We start from the raw sequence: 19137 nt of genomic DNA, 5'->3' as shown, positions 1-19137 counted from the left end.
TCAGCTTTGTAGTGACTCCAAACTCCCCATGCTGCTCGAGCGTCTGGAGGAGAAGCGGGCCGAAGGGTTCTTCGATCCCTTTGCGGGGGACTTCGATCCGCGCTTCTATGCCGTCAACTTCGTCGACGACCAGCAGCAGCTGGATACATTGGCATGGATCGAGGAGCAGATTGCTAAGGCCGGACGTGCTCGCAAACCGGTGTTGCTTCGCCGCTTCATGTGCATTGAGCAGGTGATTTCGGAAGCAGAGGCTACGCGCCGGTTTGGGCAGGAGCTCGTCGATGAGGCTAAGGCCCACCGAGGGGGTTACACGTCGCGCACTCCGGTGGTGCTTGATGCCCCCGGGCCCTCCGATCCAGCCTGCTTTGGTATGCGCACCGAAGGGCATGCAATCTGCAGCCAATGTCCGGTAGCCCAGCGTTGCACTGAATTTCGTGCCGAAGTCGAGGAAAGGGTCCATGAGCGATTCGGGGTGCTGAACGTTCCGAAGGAGCGTGAGCGCGTTGCGGTCCGAGACCGCAAGCGTCGACAGCGCGAGCGAGAGCGCAGTGGGGCTGCCATGACGGATCAGGAGCTTCACCGGGTGCTGAAGGAGGCAGGGGATCCCAAGGTGATCCAGAGGCGCGAGAAGGACAAGCAGCGCCGGGATAGGAAGAAACCCAAGAGCCAGGAGTAGGCAAGGGGCCCGGCACTGGGCGAGATGTCACGCTTCCCTATATCTATTAGCTCTTACTTATAAGCTTTAACATATATAGGGAAGCGTGACATCGAGACCTCCCAGCCCGGAGATCCTAGCGCTCAAGAGGGCGGCTTCCGGCAGGCGCTGCCGTCCCGACGCCCCCCGAGAGGGTGTATCTCCTGACGAGTTATCCCTCGGCTGGATCCCTCGTAGCCGATCCTCTGGTCTTCGCGTCCGTCAGGACCCTGTCTCGGGAGCTCTGCATGCCCTTGCGGCCTCTGCCATGTATGAAACCCTGCTTCCGATCCGCGTCATACCGAGCCTGTGTGACGTGATCATTAGCCGGAGATCTGGGTGATGCAGTTGTGGTTCAAGCACTGATAGCGCAAGTCTGTCTCTACCGGCCGGGTGCCGGTGCGGGCAGGGCTGATCGTCACTTTCGCGAGCGCGAGGAATGCTGCCGTTTGCCCCATGCTAAGCGCTACTAAAGCGCATGCTGCCTGAGTTCAGCACGCAGGACGCGGGCGGCGGTGTATGAGTCGATGCCTGCACTCGCAAGACATGGGGGCCATGTATGAAGCGTACGGTGGTGTTTGGCCTTGTAAGGGCGGTTAAAAATGTGTGCCCTTCAAGTCTCATCCCCTGCGACCGATATGCTCAAGGATGCATAAAACAATCACCGGGACGGCTACATGGATCGTTGGACGTGGATGATGGTAAGGATGTATGTGCCCGCACTTGGGGTCTTGGCGCTAGGGTTGCTACTGATGCTGCCTTTGGGAACGCTCCGGGAGAGTCCGGTGCTTGCAGGGGTGTATGCGATGGTGCGATGGGTCCCGGCGTTGGCTATCGCTGTATCGGTCACCCTTGGACTTGTCGCTACTCTAAGGCTTTGGCGCTGGGATCAAGGGCGCAGCGCTTTGGTTTGCGAATGCGGTGGCTTGCTAGGACGGGAGCGTCGTGGGCGTTTTGGTGCATATCGAAAGTGTCTCGCCTGCAACCGCAACGTCAATGATAGGTACTACACGTAGGTTCGGTTCCGGGTCCGTACACCACAAGCCGCTGTCCGCCTTGAAAGCAGGCATGAGCCCCATCTGGCTTTCCCTTGGGGTTTCACGGGCCCGAATTAGCTCAAAGTGACGGCTCCCCGGCTTACAAGGCACTTATCGGCACCCTGGCGGCCAGTTGAGGCTGGCTAAGTCGTTGTTCCCAAAGGACATTCGGCTATCTCTGGTCCCATGAGTAACTGCATCAGTACTGCGTGACCCCTTCGTGCGGCGAGTGTGGGGTCTGATGTGAGTGAGTAGTGCGCTTTCCGAATTGGTGGCTCCTGCCAGCGCTTTGGCGGGCTATACAATCCTTCCATACATACAGCGAACCGGGGACTTGCGTGAGATCGATCTATGCAAACAGGAATTCCAAGGGCGATTTTCTGCTGAACGAGTTGGAGCGATGGGCAGATCGCGGTCTCTCCGTCTGCATTGCTTCTGCATTTTTCACGGATGCTGAAGTTGTCGAGAGGTTGTTGTACAAGGGTTGCAGCGTCTATATGGTCGTTCGACTCGGATTTCCTACAAGTCCTGATGCGATAGAGCGTGTGCGAAAGCACCCGAACATGAACTTGCGAGTCTATACAAGCAGAACATTCCATCCAAAGCTCTACATCCTAGGGGATGAGGAGGCCTTGGTCGGATCTGCGAATCTGACTCGATCTGCTCTGATGACGAACCAGGAGGTTGTGGTCCACATCGATCAGCATGACGGCTGCCTTCAGGATCTTGTATCGATATTTGATGACTATTGGGCCGGCGCTTCGGTGCCGACTGACTCAGAGCTGTCGACTTACAGAGGCCTCTATCGACAATTTTCCAAGCTCGACCATGAGGTTGGAGTGCTGGAGCAGAAGGTCCTTGGAGAGCTTGGTGAGACGTCACCTGCAAACATCGATCGCAGTGAGGCCAGGCAGGATAAGCGCTCTGCCTTCGTCGATGGGTTCAGGCGTAGTTATCAGGAAACCACTTCAGCCTTCAATGTCATCAGGCGGGTCTATGAGGCTAGTGGGTATAGAAAAGTCTCTGAGGAGGAAATTCCTCTGCGCATTGAGATCGACTCGTTCCTTAGCTATGTGCGCGAGACTGTGGCAAGTGGCGACTCTTGGGCGAGTGCGCCGTTACGTTCAGAGACTGAGCAGCGGTCGATGCTTGAGCCGCTGATTGAAGCTTGGAGCCGAACCCCTTGGCCGCATTTTGAGGGGAGGATTGTCGTCGATAACTATCCTCGCTTGAGGTCTGTCTTCTCAACCGAAGATTCGATTAGCCAGGCCGACGACTCGGAGTTGTTCGATGCCTTGGCAACGCTGCACTCATTCCATGATCGATTCAGGTTCTTTGAGGGAGGGCTGCCAACCTGGAAGAAGCAGTTTCCAGCCCTCAATGACCCGGCCAAGACGAGGAAGGCCCTCGCATACATCGTACATGGCCGAGGAGACGTCGTGGAGAGGATGGCGAACGCCATCTACTCGCCGAAGTTCAAGTTGAATGAGTTTGGGCGGGCGAACGTACAAGAACTGGTTGGCTGGACCAACCGCGAGGAGCTGCCAATCATCAATGGTAGAACGACAAAGGTCTTGCGGTACTTCGGCGCGAGAGTAAGTCAAGTAGGATGAGGTGGCTGTTTGGGCATTGCGGCGACAACGCGGCGTGCGAAGGCACTTTGGTGCCGTTCAAGCGCGAAAGGATCTGCAGAAAGAGCTACCTCACAATGGGTGCGGCACGGGCGGGTGCGCTTGACTAGATCGAGCGAACCCATCACTTAAGAATGAGGCGAAGGGTTGCCAGGCAGAATCAAAAGGTCGCAGCTCCTTTAGAGCCGTCCGTGAAGGGGGGTATCCCTCTTTTGTCTGCGATTGCGGTGAGTTATCATCTGAATTGGTGAGGCGGCATGGACATGTTGTTGGCCGATGCATTCGTCGGCATTGAACGGACCTGTTGGTCCAAGAGCGTCCCCGCTGTCCCAATGTGGACTTTGCGCACTTAACGTTACATTACGCGGTAAGTTGATGCCCATGTCAGCCTCACCACCTCCTATCAAGAAGACATCACTGCTCTCGCCCAACGCGATCGCGTTTAGGTCCATCAAAAGCAGGAGTGAGCTTGCCAACTGGATTGGCATCAAAGAGTCCACGCTGATTTACATACTGTACCGACTGCCCACCAGCAAGAAGTACACGGACTTCCTGATTCCAAAGAGGAATGGGGGAACTCGAATGATATCGGCGCCGCGTAAAGCGCTGAAGTATGCTCAGAAGCGAATTTCGAGCGTGCTTTATGATATCTCGCCTCCGCGCAACTTGTCGAAAGGCTATATTCCAGGTCGCGGCATTTTTGATCACGCATACAGGCATAGGCGGCGCTCTACCGTCGTTACAGCTGATATTAAGGGATTCTTTCCCAGCATCAATTTTGGCAGAGTGCGAGGCATGTTCGCGGCGGCACCTTTTGGCCTGCCTTTGGACGTAGCAACAATGCTCGCCCAACTTTGCTGCAAAGACGGTGAGCTGCCGCAGGGGTCTCCTTCCTCTCCCGCCATATCAAACATCATCTGTCGCTCTCTTGATCTAGATCTCGCTGGATTTTCGCGCAAGCATCGAATCACGGTCACACGTTATGCTGATGACGTGTGCTTCTCTACCAATATGCGAAAGAACCTGTTCCCCCTGGTCGAGCGAAATGACTTGCTGGGAGAGGTGCCGGGAGGAGAGGTATCCCGGATTTTTGAAAAGAATGGATTTGAGTTGAATCTGAAGAAGTTCAATTTATCTAAGTCCAACTCTCGTCAAATGATCACAGGCTTAATCGTCAATTCGCACGTGAATGTTCCGAGGCAATGGAAGCGGCAGCTCCGCACCCTTCTGCATCTTCGCAGCAGGATGGAAGATGCGCAGGCTACTGAGATCGTCAATACGTGGGCACGCCCTCAGGCATCAAGGAAGGGCGTGACAGAGTCTATAGACCACCTGATCCGCGGAAAGGCCAGTTTCGCGGCGTACATTGATTCCCGCTCCGGCACCAGACATATTGCATCACTGCATCGGGGATACCCCAAGCTGCGGCAGATGCTTCCTAGGATGAATCCTAGCTTTCCAGTCCGAATTATGGCGGAGGGTCCGACAGACTTGCTACATCTAGAGGCAGCATTGCGCCACTGTTCCGATCGGATCGACTTCTCTAATGTGGCACTAAGACTCCACAACTACCAAGGGGATGTCGGTGATACAGACATGATTAAGACGCTCCATCGGATCAACAAGGTTGACGTCGAAGAGCTGACCATTGGGATATTTGACCACGACAACCCGAGCTTCCTTAAGGAAATTTCACTGAACGAGGGTTCGCACGTTCGACTCGGAAGAATGGTTTTTGCTGCGTGCCTTTCTAGGCCAAAGTTCGTAACTGGGAATTACTGTATCGAATCACTCTACAGGAGAATTGATTCCTCCAGGGTTACATCAGAGGGCAGGCGCCTGTACTTCTCGGACGAATTTGATGCTGAGGGTCTTCACTCGCAAGGGGTTTTGAGGCGGCAGTACCCGAAGAAGACTGCTCTTGTGCTATCTGAGCGAGTGTTCGATCCCAAGGATCCCAACATTTCGTTGACACTATCGAAGACCGATTTTGCTGCGATGGTCAATGCTGGCGCGGCTCCGTTTAACGACATGGACTTCTCAGGTTTTCTACCCACGCTGGCGCACTTGAGAAAAATGATTGACGAGGCAATGTACTTTTCCGGAAATTCCTAAGGTTGTTTTGAACAAATATCAAGCTGGTAGAGGCTTAGACGGCGCTTACGGCCGTTCGGGTCGCTTCTGGTCAGTTTCAGGAACTGCTTCTTGGCAGTTGGAACTCAGATCCCGCACAGTGTGCCATTGGCGACGGTCCTTGCCGGTCCGCTCTGCGCGAGTAGTGCTTATCCTGTCTGTTGCTAGCCGCTTTGTTTGCTCGCGTGACTTATCGGTCGGGTTCGTAATGCGTAGGTCGCAGGTTCGACTCCTGTTTCCGGCACCAGTTGTAATGAAAAGCCCTGGCCTTGGCCGGGGCTTTTTTGTGCTCTGGTAGTGCCGGCCGCTGGCCGGCAACCAGTAGTGCCAGCCCATGGCTGGCAGCCCTAATTTCCGAACCTCGCGGCCTGCCAGCCACGCCGGCTTCCCAGGCGCTTAGCTCCTCGCACAGTTCCTGACCTGGCAACCGAAGCCGGCCATTCCTGTGCTATGAATGCACAGCCTTGCTTCGAGGCTCTTTCAGGAATTGCAGGGATGCGCAGGTTCGGGGGAACTGCAGGCGGTGTGTCCAACCGCCTCAGGAAATTCGAGAATCGAATTCGGAAGCTCGGCGCAATGGGCGCCTGGCTGTGCTGCGTGCTGCTGATGGGCCTTGGCCTGTCACCAACCGCAATCGCCCAGACCACGGTGACGTACATCCACACTGACGCCCTGGGCTCGGTCGTGGCTGAGAGCGATGTCAACGGCAATGTGATCAAGCGCAACGACTATGAGCCCTATGGCGCTTTGGTAGGTGGCCAGGTTGCGGATGGGCCGGGCTACACCGGTCATGTGAGCGACTCGGCCACGGGCCTCAGCTACATGCAGCAGCGGTACATGGATCCGCAGTTGGGGGTGTTCCTGTCGGTGGATCCGGTGACGGCACATGAGCAGCCTGTCGGGCAGTTCAACCGGTACCGGTATGCCAATGGGAATCCTTACAAGTTCACGGATCCGGACGGGCGAGTGGCCTACCAGGCCGGCAGTACCGTCTACATTCCCATCTACTATCAGGGCGCAGGAGCGACCCCCGACTTCATCGCTGGCCAGGTGAAGGCGGCCGCCGGTTTGGTTACTGAAGACGGTACCCGGTTCGTCATCGTTCCGCTTCGCAACAACATGTATCCCCGCGGCAACATCATGGACGTATCGCCAGGACAGAATTCAAATACGATCCGTGGCGAAGGCATCGTGAGGGGATACAACGGATCGGTGGCCCATATCGACTCCACCCGCAGTGATGCCAAGGGGGCGACCCTGCATGACTCTCTGCACTTTGTGCCGGGTTTGGGGGATGGCCGGAAGTCCGATGGCTACCTTGAGGCGGCGGGCAAGGACGGGGGGCGTGCATTCACTGGTTACAAGCCGGGATTCGGCAAGGACCAGATCATGGCCAATACTGGAGGCAACCTGCTGAAGTCGTTTGAAACAAGCTTCATGAACCACGCATACAACGGCAACGGTAGCGAGCAGCAGTTCAAGACGCTCGTTGAGGATGACAAGAGAAAATGATCGCGCGGATTGCTTCTTCGGGTGTCGTGCTGATCGCCTTGCTCCCGGCGGGGGCATCCGCTGCGCCGCCGGCCTCTGTGCCGCAGGCCTGCGCGCCGACCTACTGCATTGAGGTCGGCGCCACGTTGCCCGACCGGCCGGTGACGATCCGAGTTGAATCGATGGTTCCCGCAGACGCTTCGACGACAACGGTGGACATGGGGCGTGGATTCTCAATTGCCTTCCATTCCCGGTATGTCGAATGGAAAGCCGGGCGAATGGGCCTTCCGCCCGCGCGATGGACACCAGGCAAAGCCAAGGCGAGCGCGGCAGCCTGCCTGAAGTGTGGCGCGCCGGGCTGGAATGAAGTCATGGGCATTGCCATGACCGGCATCCCCGAAAACTATGGCAATGACCTTTCCGGTATCAGTGTCTGCTTCTGGCCGCTTGATCGTTCATCGGCCGGGCACGGGGACGGCAGAATCCTGCGCCTTGGGGAGAAGGTCTGCATCGCAGATCCAGCCCCGCAGCGCTGAGCAGCACGCCTGCGCAGGGTCTTGCCTCAAAAAGCAAGATCGAAGTAGTAGACCTTCTTTGCTCCGAACACGCCGCATCCTTCGCTGGTTAGGGCGTGGAAGCCGATCGGTGTCCGCGATGACGCCGCCGACAGGATGGCCGCGTATTTTTCCCGTCCGGATTTGTCGCTGGACAGATCGATTACCCAGCGCCCGTCGGAAACACACTCGTTGTTGGTGGGCTGGCCTTCCAGCCATACGGAAACGAACGTGGATTCGACAACCAGCTTGGTGATTTTTCCGGTCTGGTGTGTATCGGCCCATGCGCTGCCGGACAGCAGCAGTGCACCGAGCGTGATAGCGAGCTGTTTCATGTCTTCCCTGCAGGCCCGGGTGATCAAACCCTATATATAGCGCAGTACGTGCCGGATCTGATGAGCACGAGCATCATCAGTTGCCGCAGAAAGCCACCGATCACCCCGGCCAGCACCCCGGCCGCGATCCGCATGGCCAGCCGGACCCATCGCCCGGCGCGTTCCCGCAACCAGGGCAGTACCGCCGTTACCTGTGCAGCCAGCAGCAGCACCACCACATCCAGGCCCAGTGCATCGACCAGCGACAGCAGCGGCAACAGGTCGGGATTGCAGGCCAGTACAAGCAACAGCACGCTGCACAGCAGCGCAAAGGCCCGACGGCTGGTCGGCAGGGTGGTCCGGCGAAGTAGACGATCAATCAAGGGCATGAATCTACGGGTCCTTGTCAGAGCGGTGCATGCAGGCGGTCATTCCGCGCGGACGGGCTGCCGCAGCACTGTCTTCAATCGAGCGGCTTCGGTCCTGCGCGGGTCGCTCAGGTAGATCTCATGGTGGGGGCCGGCAAAGGCATACCCCAGAGAGGGCATCAGTTCATCGTGCAGATGGGCCAGGGCCGGACCCTCGTCATCGTAGGCGCCTACGTGAAGCGTCTGCAGGCAGAGGCCTTCTTCGAGAATTTCGTGGCGAAGGCTGGCCGGAACGTCGCCCAGTTTCTTCGCCGCCTTGGCAATGGCAGCCTCCAACTGCGCTGGACTGATCCCGTCAGGCGTGCGGATCATCACCGTCCACCTCCACTCATCCTTGCGGCGTGCCACAAAGCTCGACGGATCCTCGGCGGTCCAAAGCGCTTCCAACGGCGGCACCACATAGTCCTGGCCCCCGGCCTTCAATGCGAACTTCAGTGCATAGCTCACCGAGTACAGCCATTGCACCGCCTGCAGGTAGGCCGGGGCGGTGTTCGGGTCGCCGCGACCATCGACCATCAGGTAGGGCAGGGGCGGTACATCGACCGGTACGAACTGGCCGGCGGGCGGTTGATAGAGCGCCCGGTCGCGCTTCTTGAAGTCGATCTTGTCCATCGGGGGCTTCCTCCTGCGCCGAGCATCCCATGCCAGGCACCGCTCAGCACGCCTGAACCGGTTCAGGTGACTTTGCCGAACGAGGGCGAACGACCCGCGAACGTCCGGGGCCGGAATGCCGCCCTGGGTCATGCGCGTGTCATGCCCGCGCACTGCGACAACGTGTCGCAGCCTGAAACGGGCCTTTCCTGCGCCTGATCATTGTCAATGCCTTTCTTAAATGGTGGGTGACGGCCTAAAATTGAAAGGCTGACTCGACCCCACCTCCCTGCCTGTCTTCCGGACCGGCGGGACCGGCTTTTGCCGGAACAGGCAGGACGGGGAACGGCATTCCCTCGCAATTGGATCGACCGATGATTCCGTTGAAAACCCTTGGGCGCTGGTTGCGCCCGGGCCTGCTGCTGTCGTTGCTGGTGATGCTCACCGGCTGCGATGCCGTGGCCATCCTCAGTCCGAAGGGCCAGATCGGCCAGGATGAGAAGACCCTGCTGATCACGGCCACCGTGCTCATGCTGCTGGTCGTCATCCCGGTCATCATCATGACCCTGACCTTCGCGTGGAAGTATCGCGCCTCCAACACCAAGGCCCGTTACGAGCCGAAGTGGTCCCACTCGACGGCGATCGAGGTGGTGGTGTGGTCCATTCCCTGCATGATCGTGCTGGTGCTGGCGGTCCTGACCTGGCGTTCGTCGCACGCGCTGGACCCGTACAAGCCGCTGGAATCGGACGTCAAGCCGGTCACCATCGAGGCGATCTCGCTGGACTGGAAGTGGCTGTTCATCTATCCGGAAGAGAAGGTGGCGGTCGTCAACGAAATCAAGTTCCCGGTCAACACGCCGCTGAACTTCAAGATCACGTCCGATTCGGTGATGAATGCCTTCTTCATCCCGCACCTGGGCAGCATGATCTACTCGATGGCTGCGATGGAGACCAAGCTCCACCTGATCGCCAACGAGACCGGTGAATTCCCGGGCATGTCCTCGCACTACAGTGGTGCGGGCTTCGCCAAGATGCACTTCACTGCCTACTCGGTCACCGATGCCGAATACCGCCAGTGGCTGGACCAGGTCCGTGCCGGCGAGCAGACCCTGGACAAGACCTCGTTCAAGGCCCTGGGTGAAGCACGCAACGCCGAGTGGTATCCGGTCACCTACTTCGGCAAGACCGAAGAAGGCCTGTTCGACTGGGTCATCGCCAAGCACATGGGCGACAACAAGCACTACGGCATGAAGCACGAGCACAAGGCCCCGGCCGATGGTGCCGCTGCCGAAGGCCACGACGCCCATGCGGGTCACGAGGGCCACGAAGGCCACGCCGACGCCGCTGCCGCTCCGGCCGAACACGCCGGACATACTGCTGACGAGCACGCCGCCGCCGGTCACGCCGGCCACGCGGGTTCGGGAGAATGAACATGTTGGGAAAACTCTCTCTTGAGTCGATCCCCCACGATCCGATCGTGCTGACCACCCTGGTCGGCGCGGTACTGGGTGGCCTGGGCGTCATGGCCCTGATCACCAAGTTCAAGCTGTGGGGCTATCTGTGGAAGGAGTGGTTCACCTCGGTGGACCACAAGAAGATCGGCGTGATGTACCTCATCGTCGCCTTCGTCATGCTGCTGCGCGGCTTCTCCGACGCCATCATGATGCGTACCCAGCAGGCGCTCGCCGTCGGCGGGTCCGAGGGTTACCTGCCGCCGCACCACTACGACCAGATCTTCACCGCCCACGGCGTGATCATGATCTTCTTCGTGGCGATGCCTCTGATCACCGGCCTGATGAACCTGGCCGTGCCGTTGCAGATCGGTGCGCGCGACGTCGCGTTCCCGTTCGTCAACTCGCTCAGCTTCTGGCTGTTCGTGTCCGGCGCGGTGCTGATCATGCTGTCGCTGTGGATCGGTGAATTCGCCGCCACCGGCTGGCTGGCGTTCCCGCCGTTGTCAGGCATCGAATACAGTCCAAGCGTCGGCATGGACTACTACATCTGGGGTCTACAGGTCGCAGGCCTGGGTACCACGCTGAGCGGTATCAACTTCTTCATCACCATCTTGAAGATGCGTACCCCCAGCATGAAGCTGATGCAGATGCCGGTGTTCACCTGGACCGCCCTGGTGACCAACGTGCTGATCGTCGCCGCCTTCCCGGTGCTGACCATCACCCTGGTGCTGCTGACCCTGGACCGTTACCTGGGTACGCACTTCTTCACCAATGACGGTGGCGGCAACGCCATGCTGTACATCAACCTGATCTGGATCTGGGGTCACCCGGAGGTGTACATCCTGGTCCTGCCGGCGTTCGGTGTGTTCTCCGAAGTCATCGCGACCTTCTCGCGCAAGGCGCTGTTCGGCTACAAGGGCATGGTCTACGCCACCGCCTGCATCGGCGTGCTGTCGTTCATCGTGTGGCTGCACCACTTCTTCACCATGGGCTCGGGTGCCAACGTCAATGCCTTCTTCGGCATCACGACGATGATCATCTCGATCCCGACCGGCGTGAAGATCTTCAACTGGCTGTTCACCATGTTCCGCGGTCGCGTGCACTTCACCACTCCGGTGCTGTGGACCATCGGCTTCATGGTCACCTTCGTCATCGGCGGCATGACCGGCGTGATGCTGGCAATCCCGGCCATCGACTTCGTGCTGCACAACAGCCTGTTCCTGATCGCCCACTTCCACAACGTCATCATCGGCGGCGTGGTGTTCGGCATGTTCGCCGGCATCACCTACTGGTGGCCGAAGATGTTCGGCTTCCGCCTCAATGAGTTCTGGGGCAAGTGCGCGTTCTGGTGCTGGTTCATCGGCTTCTACGTGACCTTCATGCCGATGTACGTGCTGGGCTTCATGGGCATGACCCGCCGCCTGCAGAGCACCGTCAACCCGGCCTATGAGCCGCTGCTGCTGATCGCCGCCGCAGGTGCCTTCATCGTGGGTGCCGGCATCCTGTGCCAGATCATCCAGGTGGCCGTGTCGATCCGCGACCGCAAGAAGACCGTCGACCTGACCGGCGACCCGTGGGATGCCCGTACGCTCGAGTGGGAAACCTCTTCGCCGCCGGCCTTCTACAACTTCGGCACCCTGCCGGAAGTCACCGAGCTGGACGATTTCTGGGAGCGCAAGCAGCGTGGTGAAGCCTGGCCGAAGCCGGCCAAGTACACCGACATCCACATGCCGCGCAACACCGGCACGGGCGTTGTCATCGGTGCCTTCAGCCTGGTGTTCGGCTTCGCGATGATCTGGCACATCTGGTGGCTGGCCATCGTCGGCTTCGTCGGCATGATCGCCACGTTCATCTACCGCACCTTCGACCAGGACGTGGACTACTGGGTCCCGGCCGCCGAGGTGGAACGCATCGAGAACGAACACCGCAAGCACCTGGAAGCCCAGGGCCTGGTGAAGTCGGAGCTGAAGGCATGAGCACCAATACCTCGACCCTGAGCCACGGGCACGCCGCGCATGCGGCGGCCCATGGCCATGACGACCACGAGCACCACGACACCGGCGGCAACACCGTCTTCGGTTTCTGGGTGTACCTGATGAGCGACTGCCTCATCTTCGCCTCGCTGTTCGCCACCTACGTGGTGCTGGCAGGCGGCACCGATGGTGGCCCCACCGCGAAGGACCTGTTCGAACTGCCGTTCGTGGCATGGGAAACCGCGCTGCTGCTGACCTCGTCGCTGACCTTCGGCCTGGGCATGATCGCCATGCACCGCAAGCAGATGGGCCAGATGTACCTGTGGCTGGGCATCACCTGGCTGCTGGGCTTCGGCTTCATGTGCATGGAAGTGTGGGAGTTCCAGCACCTGATCCACCAGGGCTACGGTCCGGACCGCAGTGCCTTCCTGTCGGCGTTCTTCGCCCTGGTCGGTACCCACGGCCTGCACGTCAGCGCCGGCCTGCTGTGGCTGCTGGTGATGTTCGTGCAGCTGAAGAAGTACGGCCTGACCCCGACCAACAAGACCCGCATGGCGTGCCTGAGCCTGTTCTGGCACTTCCTGGACCTGATCTGGATCGGCGTGTTCTCCGTCGTCTACCTCAATGGAGCCCTGTAATGGCACATGACAACCATGCACACGACCACGGCACCGGCGGCGAAAGCCATGGCACCGTGAAGTCGTACCTGATCGGCTTCGTGCTGGCGGTGGTGCTGACCGTCATCCCGTTCTGGATGGTGATGTCGGGCGATTTCTCGCGCACCGTCAACGGTGTGGTCATCGCCATCACCGCGGTGCTGCAGATGCTGGTCCACCTGGTGTTCTTCCTGCACCTGGACCGCTCCTCGGAAAGCCGCTGGAACGTCAACGCTGCGGCCTTCACCGTGGTGGTGATCGGCATCATCGTGGTCGGCACCCTGTGGGTCATGCACAACATGAACGTGCACATGATGCACTGACGTCTTCGCGACGTTGCCACGCAGAAAGGCCGCCCCCGGGCGGCCTTTCTGTTTTCCTGCGGACGGGGTAGTGCCGGCCGCTGGCCGGCAATCGCGGGGAAGCCGGCCAGCGGCCGGCTCTACCGGTAGATCCACGCCATGCGTGGATGGGGTCGGAGCCCTTGCCTGCGGCAAGGGATCCGACCCCGAAACCGGGGTCTCACCCCACCCGGCGCAGGAACTCGTCGGCGTCCATCGGCCGGCCCAGGTGGTAGCCCTGCAGCTGGTCGCAGCCCAGCTCGCTCAGGTACTCGCGCTGTGCCTGCGTCTCCACGCCCTCGGCCACCACCTGCAGTTGCAGGGTGCGGCCCAGCGCGATGATCGATGAGACGATGGCGGCGTCCTCGGCATTGCACTCCAGGTCGTGCACGAACGCGCGGTCGATCTTCAGTTCGGTGGCGGGCATGCGCTTGAGATAGAGCAGGCTGGAATAACCGGTACCGAAATCATCGATGGCGATGTGCACGCCCATCGCGGTCAGGTCGTTGAGGATCGCCAGGCTGGCGTCAACGTCCTTCATCGCGGTGGTTTCGGTGATCTCCAGGGTCAGGCACGCCGGTTCGATGCGGTGCCGCTCCAATGCATCGCGCACGCTGTCCAACAGGGCCGGCGAGGAGAACTGCAGCGGCGACAGGTTCACCGCCATCGACCATTCGGAATGTCCGGCATCGTGCCACGCGCGCAGCTGTGCGCAGGCGCGGTCCAGTACCCAGTCGCCGATCGGCAGGATCAGGCCACTGCGTTCGGCGATGGGAATGAACACATCCGGTGCCAGCAGGCCCAGCTCCGGGTGCTGCCAGCGCAGCAGGGCCTCGGCGCCGGTGGCCGGTGCGCCCGCCGCGGGGAATTTGGGCTGGTAATGCAGCACCAGTTCGTTGCGCGTGATCGCCTTGCGCAGGTCCTGCAGCAGGCGCAGCTGGCGGTTGGCGCTCAGCTGCATCGACGGTGTAAAGAAGGTATAGCCGTTCCGGCCGGTTTCCTTGGTGTGGTACATCGCCGCATCGGCGTGTGCCATCAGCTCGCGTTCGTTGCCGGCATCATCCGGATACAGGGCGATGCCGAGGCTGGCGCTGACCTGCAGTTCGGCCGCGTCCAGGGTGAACGGCTCGCCCGCGGCAGCGATGATGCGCTCGGCCACGACCACGGCATCGTCGGGAATGTCGATGGCCAGCACGATCACGAACTCGTCGCCGCCGAGGCGGGCGAAGGTGTCCTGCGGGCGCAGCAGCCCGCCGATGCGCTGTGCCACCGCCACCAGAAGGCGGTCACCGAGCTGGTGGCCATAGGCATCATTGACCGCCTTGAAGCCGTCCAGGTCGCAGAACATCACCGCCACCGCGTGGTTGCGGCGGCGGGCCTTCTCGATGGCCTGCTCGATGCGGTCCTGCAGCAGCATGCGGTTGGGCAGCTGGGTCAGCGGGTCATGCAGCGCAGCCTGGATCAGCTTGTCGTTGGCGTGCGCCAGCGAGTCGGCCAGCAGCCCGGTGCGCACGCGCATCTGCCGGTCGAACAGCGAGGCCACCAGGGCGATGCCCAGGGTCGCCACCGTGGTGACGATCACCAGCACTGCCAGCCAGCGCGTATCGATGCCGCCACTGCCGACCGCGCCGCAGATGCTGCCTTCGGGGAAACGCGCGGCCGCCATGCCGGTGTAGTGCATGCCGACGATGGCCAGCCCCATCACCAGCGACGCCAGCGCGCGCAGGAGGATGGTGTTGCGCTGTTCGGTGCGCAGGCGGAAGGCAATCCACAGCGCCGCACCGGCGGCACCGATGGCTACCGCGATCGAGGCGGCGAACCAGCCGGGGTGGTAGTCGATGCCCGGCTGCATGCGCATCGCGGCCATGCCCAGGTAGTGCATGGTGGCGATGCCCAGCCCCATCAGTACGGCGCCGGCCAGCAGCCGGCGCCAGGGCAGGCTGGGGCGCGACACCAGCCACAGTGCGTAGGCAGAAGCGCCGATCGAGACCGCCAGCGAATACAGGGTGATGCCGAGGTCGTAGCCGACCGGGATCGGCAGGTCGAAGGCGAGCATGCCGATGAAGTGCATCGACCAGATGCCCAGGCCCATTGCCGCGGCGCCCCCGGCCAGCCACCAGCGGGCCACGCGCCCCTCGGCGGTGGCCAGGCGTCCGGCCATGTCCAGCGCCGTGTACGAAGCAAGGATGGCCACCAGCAGGGAGATGATGACCAGGCTCTGACTGTAACTGCCAGTCATGTTGAATCCAGTGGGGGAGGGAGGGGCGCCCGCAAGGCGCACGCCCGCGACCCCTATCGGCGCGGGTGGGCGGGACTTGAGCGGTCGCAGCACCTGCGACCCGGCTCGGCTATCCTGCCACGCCTGTTCCCGTTGCTGGAAATCATCCAATGGCAAAAGCCCGCACCGCCTACGTCTGCAATGAATGCGGCGCCGAATTCAGCAAGTGGCAGGGCCAGTGCACCGAGTGCAATGCCTGGAACTCGCTGTCGGAAATCGTGCTGGAGAGCGCGGCCGCGGCCAAGGCGCCGGCGTCGCGGCGGGCGGGCTGGGCGGGCAAGATCGATCCGCCGAAGATCACCGCACTGAAGGACGTGGAGCAGACCGAGCACCGGCGGGTCAGCACCGGCATCGGCGAGTTTGATCGCGTGCTTGGTGGTGGCCTGGTCGAGGGGGCGGTGGTGCTGGTCGGCGGCGACCCGGGCATCGGCAAGTCCACCCTGCTGCTGCAGGCGGTGGCGAAGATGGCGGCCGAACTGCCGGTGCTGTACGTCACCGGCGAGGAGTCGCTGGCGCAGGTGGCCGGCCGCGCGCACCGGCTGGAACTGCCACTGGATGGCGTCAACGCGCTGGCCGAGACCGGCGTCGAGTCGATCCTGCAGCATGCCTCCAGGGCCGGCCCGCGGTTGATCGTGGCCGATTCGGTGCAGACCCTGTGGACCGAGAGCCTGACCGCCGCGCCGGGTTCGGTCAGCCAGGTGCGCGAGAGCGCCGCGCGCTTGGTGCGCTTTGCCAAGGAGACCGGCACCGCGGTGTTCCTGGTCGGCCATGTGACCAAGGAGGGCGGCATCGCCGGCCCGCGCGTGCTCGAGCACATGGTCGACGCGGTGTTGTATTTCGAAGGCGAGAGTGGCAGCCGCTTCCGTTTGCTGCGCGCGTTCAAGAACCGCTTCGGCGCGGTGAACGAGCTGGGCGTGTTCGCAATGGGCGACAAGGGCCTGAAGGAAGTCTCCAATCCTTCGGCGATCTTCCTGTCCGGTGGCAGCACGCACCAACCCGGCAGCTGCGTGATGGTCACCCGCGAGGGCACCCGGCCGCTGCTGGTGGAGGTGCAGGCGCTGGTGGATGCTTCGCCGCTGTCGAACCCGCGCCGTGTCGCGGTCGGCCTGGAGCAGAACCGCCTGGCCATGCTGCTGGCCGTGCTGCACCGTCATGGTGGCGTGCTGGTCGGCGACCAGGACGTGTTCGTCAATGTGGTCGGGGGTATCCGCGTACAGGAGACTGCGGCCGACCTGCCGGTGCTGCTGGCGGTGCTGTCCTCGCTGCAGGACCGGCCGCTGGCGGAAAAGACGATTGCCTTTGGCGAGGTTGGCCTGTCCGGCGAGATCCGTCCGGTGCCCAATGGCGAGGACCGCCTGCGCGAGGCCGCCACCCATGGTTTCAAGCGCGCCATCGTGCCCAAGGCCAACGCACCCAAGGGCGGTTCGGTGAAGGGCATGGAAGTGATCGCGGTGGAACGCCTGTCCGAGGCGATCGAGGCGGCGTAACACCCGTCCTGTAGAGCCGAGCCCACGCTCGGCTGCCTTTGGTCGGACGAGCAGCCGAGCGTGGGCTCGGCTCTACAAACGTCAAGCACGGCAACGGTCAGGCTGCCTGTGCTAGTTTTTCCCGCTCGACGAAGGCGCCCTCTGGCGTCTTTCCGTGCCCAGGAGTAAACGATTACATGCAGGACACCGCGCTCACCGCCCCCAACGCCGAAATCCGTCGTGCCGGGGTCGATCTCAATGGACTGATGACGGTGCTGGGCAAGCACCTGTATTCCACCCCGGTGGTGGCGCTGCGTGAGCTGGTGCAGAACGCGCACGACTCGATCATCCGCCGTCGCATCGAACAGCCGGGCATCGAAGTGCCTTCGCGCATTTCGGTACAGGTCGATGCCGCTGCCGGCGTGCTGCGCATCACCGATACCGGTGCCGGCCTGACCCGCCAGGAAATCCACGACTACCTGGCCACCGTCGGCGTCGGCTACACCCGTGGCCTGCGCCAGGGCGGCGAGGACGACGAAGGCCTGATCGGCATGTTCGGCCTCGGCTTCCTGTCGGCCTTCGTACTGGCGCGCAGGGTCAGCGTGCGTACCACCTCGTACCAGACGCCGGAGCTGGGGCATCTGTACGTGTCCAGCAACGCCGAGCAGTACACCGTCAGTGAAGTGCCGGCGCGGGCGGTCGGTACCGAGGTGGAACTGGAGCTGCATCCGGACTTCCTGCCGCTGGCCAACGAGGCGCGCCTGCACGAGGTGCTGGGCCGCTACTGCGCGCTGCTGTCCGAGCCGATCTTCATCGGTGCTGCGGCCGAGGCGCTCAACCCCGAGCCGCCGCCGTGGCGTGGCCAGGGCGACGTCGCTGTGCATCCGGTGCAGGCGCGTCGCCAGGCGCTGCAGTTCGCAGCACGCTTCGAGCACGATTTCGAGCCGATCGTCACCGTGCCGTTGCGCGCGGATGGCAACAGCGATGCCACCGGCCTGCTGTGGGTGCAGGACGGTGCTACCTACGGCACCAGCGACAACCGCAACCTGTCGGTGTTCGTGCGCGGCATGCTGCTGGACGACGACGCCCGCGACCTGCTGCCCCCGTGGGCGGGCTTCATCGGCGGAGTGATCGAATCCTCGCGTCTCACGCCGACCGCCAGCCGCGAAGACCTGCAGCGCGACGACCAGTACCGCGCCGTGCAGCATGCACTGCTGGAAGCGCTGATCGACGGCCTGGCCGACGTCGCGCGGCAGCAGCCGGAGGCCTGGCGACGCGTTCTCACGCGCCATAATGAGGCCTTGCTGGGCGCGGCGCTGTGTGATGACCGCCTGTTCGACCTGCTGCTGGAGCACGTGCGCGTGCCGACTTCGCAGGGCGACCTGCCGGCCAGTGCGCTGCCGGCGCGTGGTGCCGTGCATGTGATTCTCGACAATGGCGGTGGCTTCGAGGAGATGCTGTTCCGCGCGATGGGCGTGCCGGTGGCGCACGGCCATCGCTATGCGGTGGTGCCATTCCTGCGGCGCTGGGCCCAGGCCAAGGGCCTGCGCCTGGTCGAGCTCGGCACAGAGCAGGGCAACCGCGCGCTGTTCCGCACTGACGACAGCCTCGACGAGGCGCAGCTGGCATGGCTGCGCGAGCAGCTCGGCGATGGTGAACAGCTGCTGCCGGCACGTTTCAGCCCGGAGGCATTGCCGGTGGTGGTGGTGCCCGACCGCGAGGCCGAACTGAAGCAGCGCCTGGAAGACGACGAGAACGACAAGCGCGTTTCAATGGCGGCGCTGCGCCTGGCCCGGCAGTTCACCGCACGCATCGAATCGCGTGCGCCGTCGCGGCTGTACCTCAACCTTGACAATCCGGCCGTGCAGGCGCTGTTGCGCGCCCAACGCGACGGGCACCCGCAGGCCGAAGCCGCAGCACGCCTGCTGCGTTCGCTGAAGATCATCGTCGCCGCGCAGGGCCGTCCGCTGGCCCGTGCGACTGCCACGCCCGGCCCGGACCTCAACGGTGCCTTCACCGATATCGCCGGTGCCCTGCAGCAGATGCTGCGCTGAGCACCGCCCCCTCTCATCCAGCTTTCGCTAGACAGGAGCACT

The 19137-nt window shown here is 61.9% G+C and carries 15 protein-coding genes and 1 pseudogene; 12 read left to right on the top strand and 4 right to left on the bottom strand.

Annotated elements, in window-relative coordinates; genetic code table 11:
- The first annotated feature begins 28 nt into the window (after positions 1–28).
- The 6 genes and pseudogenes from AC5P88_RS04270 to AC5P88_RS04245 all read left to right on the top strand — a co-directional run bounded on the left by AC5P88_RS04270 (position 29) and on the right by AC5P88_RS04245 (position 7522).
- Entirely contained in the window at positions 29–676 is a 648-nt protein-coding gene (locus AC5P88_RS04270; protein ID WP_495224393.1) for a hypothetical protein, read from the top strand.
- A gap of 1393 nt (positions 677–2069) precedes the next feature.
- The gene (locus AC5P88_RS04265) at positions 2070–3344 is read left to right on the top strand and encodes a phospholipase D-like domain-containing protein (RefSeq protein ID WP_495224391.1); all 1275 of its coding nucleotides are present in this window, start codon (positions 2070–2072) and stop codon (positions 3342–3344) included.
- An 11-nt stretch (positions 3345–3355) separates the two neighbouring features.
- Positions 3356–3613 (top strand): annotated as a pseudogene (locus AC5P88_RS04260) (hypothetical protein); the annotation flags it as partial.
- A gap of 130 nt (positions 3614–3743) precedes the next feature.
- The gene (locus AC5P88_RS04255; protein WP_495224390.1) at positions 3744–5477 is read left to right on the top strand and encodes a reverse transcriptase domain-containing protein; all 1734 of its coding nucleotides are present in this window, start codon (positions 3744–3746) and stop codon (positions 5475–5477) included.
- 543 nt (positions 5478–6020) lie between these two features.
- On the top strand, positions 6021–7007 hold the full coding sequence (locus AC5P88_RS04250; RefSeq protein ID WP_258179488.1) for an RHS repeat-associated core domain-containing protein: 987 nt from the start codon (positions 6021–6023) through the stop codon (positions 7005–7007).
- Complete coding sequence (locus AC5P88_RS04245; RefSeq protein ID WP_106549444.1) at positions 7004–7522, top strand: hypothetical protein; 519 nt, start codon at positions 7004–7006, stop codon at positions 7520–7522. The genes AC5P88_RS04250 and AC5P88_RS04245 overlap by 4 nt, the downstream gene beginning before the upstream one ends.
- Before the next feature lie 26 nt (positions 7523–7548).
- On the opposite strand, the gene AC5P88_RS04240 is transcribed toward AC5P88_RS04245, so the two are convergent.
- From AC5P88_RS04240 to AC5P88_RS04230, 3 genes are read right to left on the bottom strand one after another with little or no spacing between them, the layout of a single operon-like run.
- Positions 7549–7875, bottom strand: coding sequence for a hypothetical protein (locus AC5P88_RS04240; RefSeq protein WP_106549445.1), 327 nt, complete (start codon positions 7873–7875; stop codon positions 7549–7551).
- 23 nt (positions 7876–7898) lie between these two features.
- Complete coding sequence (locus AC5P88_RS04235) at positions 7899–8243, bottom strand: hypothetical protein (protein ID WP_106549446.1); 345 nt, start codon at positions 8241–8243, stop codon at positions 7899–7901.
- 39 nt (positions 8244–8282) lie between these two features.
- Positions 8283–8894, bottom strand: coding sequence for a GyrI-like domain-containing protein (locus tag AC5P88_RS04230; protein ID WP_106549447.1), 612 nt, complete (start codon positions 8892–8894; stop codon positions 8283–8285).
- Between the two features lie 353 nt (positions 8895–9247).
- Here AC5P88_RS04230 and cyoA point away from each other — a divergent pair, with 353 nt between their 5' ends.
- The 4 genes from cyoA to cyoD are packed head-to-tail and all read left to right on the top strand — an operon-like array spanning position 9248 to position 13279.
- Entirely contained in the window at positions 9248–10303 is a 1056-nt protein-coding gene (gene cyoA, locus AC5P88_RS04225) for a ubiquinol oxidase subunit II (protein WP_111112461.1), read from the top strand.
- A 2-nt stretch (positions 10304–10305) separates the two neighbouring features.
- The gene (gene cyoB / locus AC5P88_RS04220) at positions 10306–12303 is read left to right on the top strand and encodes a cytochrome o ubiquinol oxidase subunit I (protein ID WP_005408582.1); all 1998 of its coding nucleotides are present in this window, start codon (positions 10306–10308) and stop codon (positions 12301–12303) included.
- Entirely contained in the window at positions 12300–12938 is a 639-nt protein-coding gene (cyoC, locus tag AC5P88_RS04215) for a cytochrome o ubiquinol oxidase subunit III (RefSeq protein WP_005408583.1), read from the top strand. Before cyoB ends, cyoC begins: the two co-directional genes overlap by 4 nt.
- A complete protein-coding gene (gene cyoD, locus AC5P88_RS04210; RefSeq protein ID WP_005408584.1) occupies positions 12938–13279 on the top strand; it encodes a cytochrome o ubiquinol oxidase subunit IV in 342 nt (113 codons plus the stop codon). Before cyoC ends, cyoD begins: the two co-directional genes overlap by 1 nt.
- Positions 13280–13478: 199 nt before the next feature.
- Here cyoD and AC5P88_RS04205 read toward each other — a convergent pair whose 3' ends face one another.
- Positions 13479–15536, bottom strand: coding sequence for a putative bifunctional diguanylate cyclase/phosphodiesterase (locus AC5P88_RS04205; protein ID WP_106549509.1), 2058 nt, complete (start codon positions 15534–15536; stop codon positions 13479–13481).
- A 149-nt stretch (positions 15537–15685) separates the two neighbouring features.
- Between AC5P88_RS04205 and radA the strand changes: the two genes are divergently transcribed.
- Together radA and AC5P88_RS04195 are read left to right on the top strand one after the other, a co-directional pair.
- Entirely contained in the window at positions 15686–17062 is a 1377-nt protein-coding gene (gene radA / locus AC5P88_RS04200; RefSeq protein ID WP_106549510.1) for a DNA repair protein RadA, read from the top strand.
- 176 nt (positions 17063–17238) lie between these two features.
- Positions 17239–19095 carry an ATP-binding protein gene (locus AC5P88_RS04195; protein WP_106549511.1) on the top strand — a complete coding sequence of 619 codons (1857 nt, stop codon included), beginning with the start codon at positions 17239–17241 and terminating at the stop codon, positions 19093–19095.
- Positions 19096–19137 lie beyond the last annotated feature (42 nt).

Source organism: Stenotrophomonas sp. YJH_SMC_8 (assembly GCF_059371315.1).
This window is presented reverse-complemented; position numbering and strand designations above follow the sequence as displayed.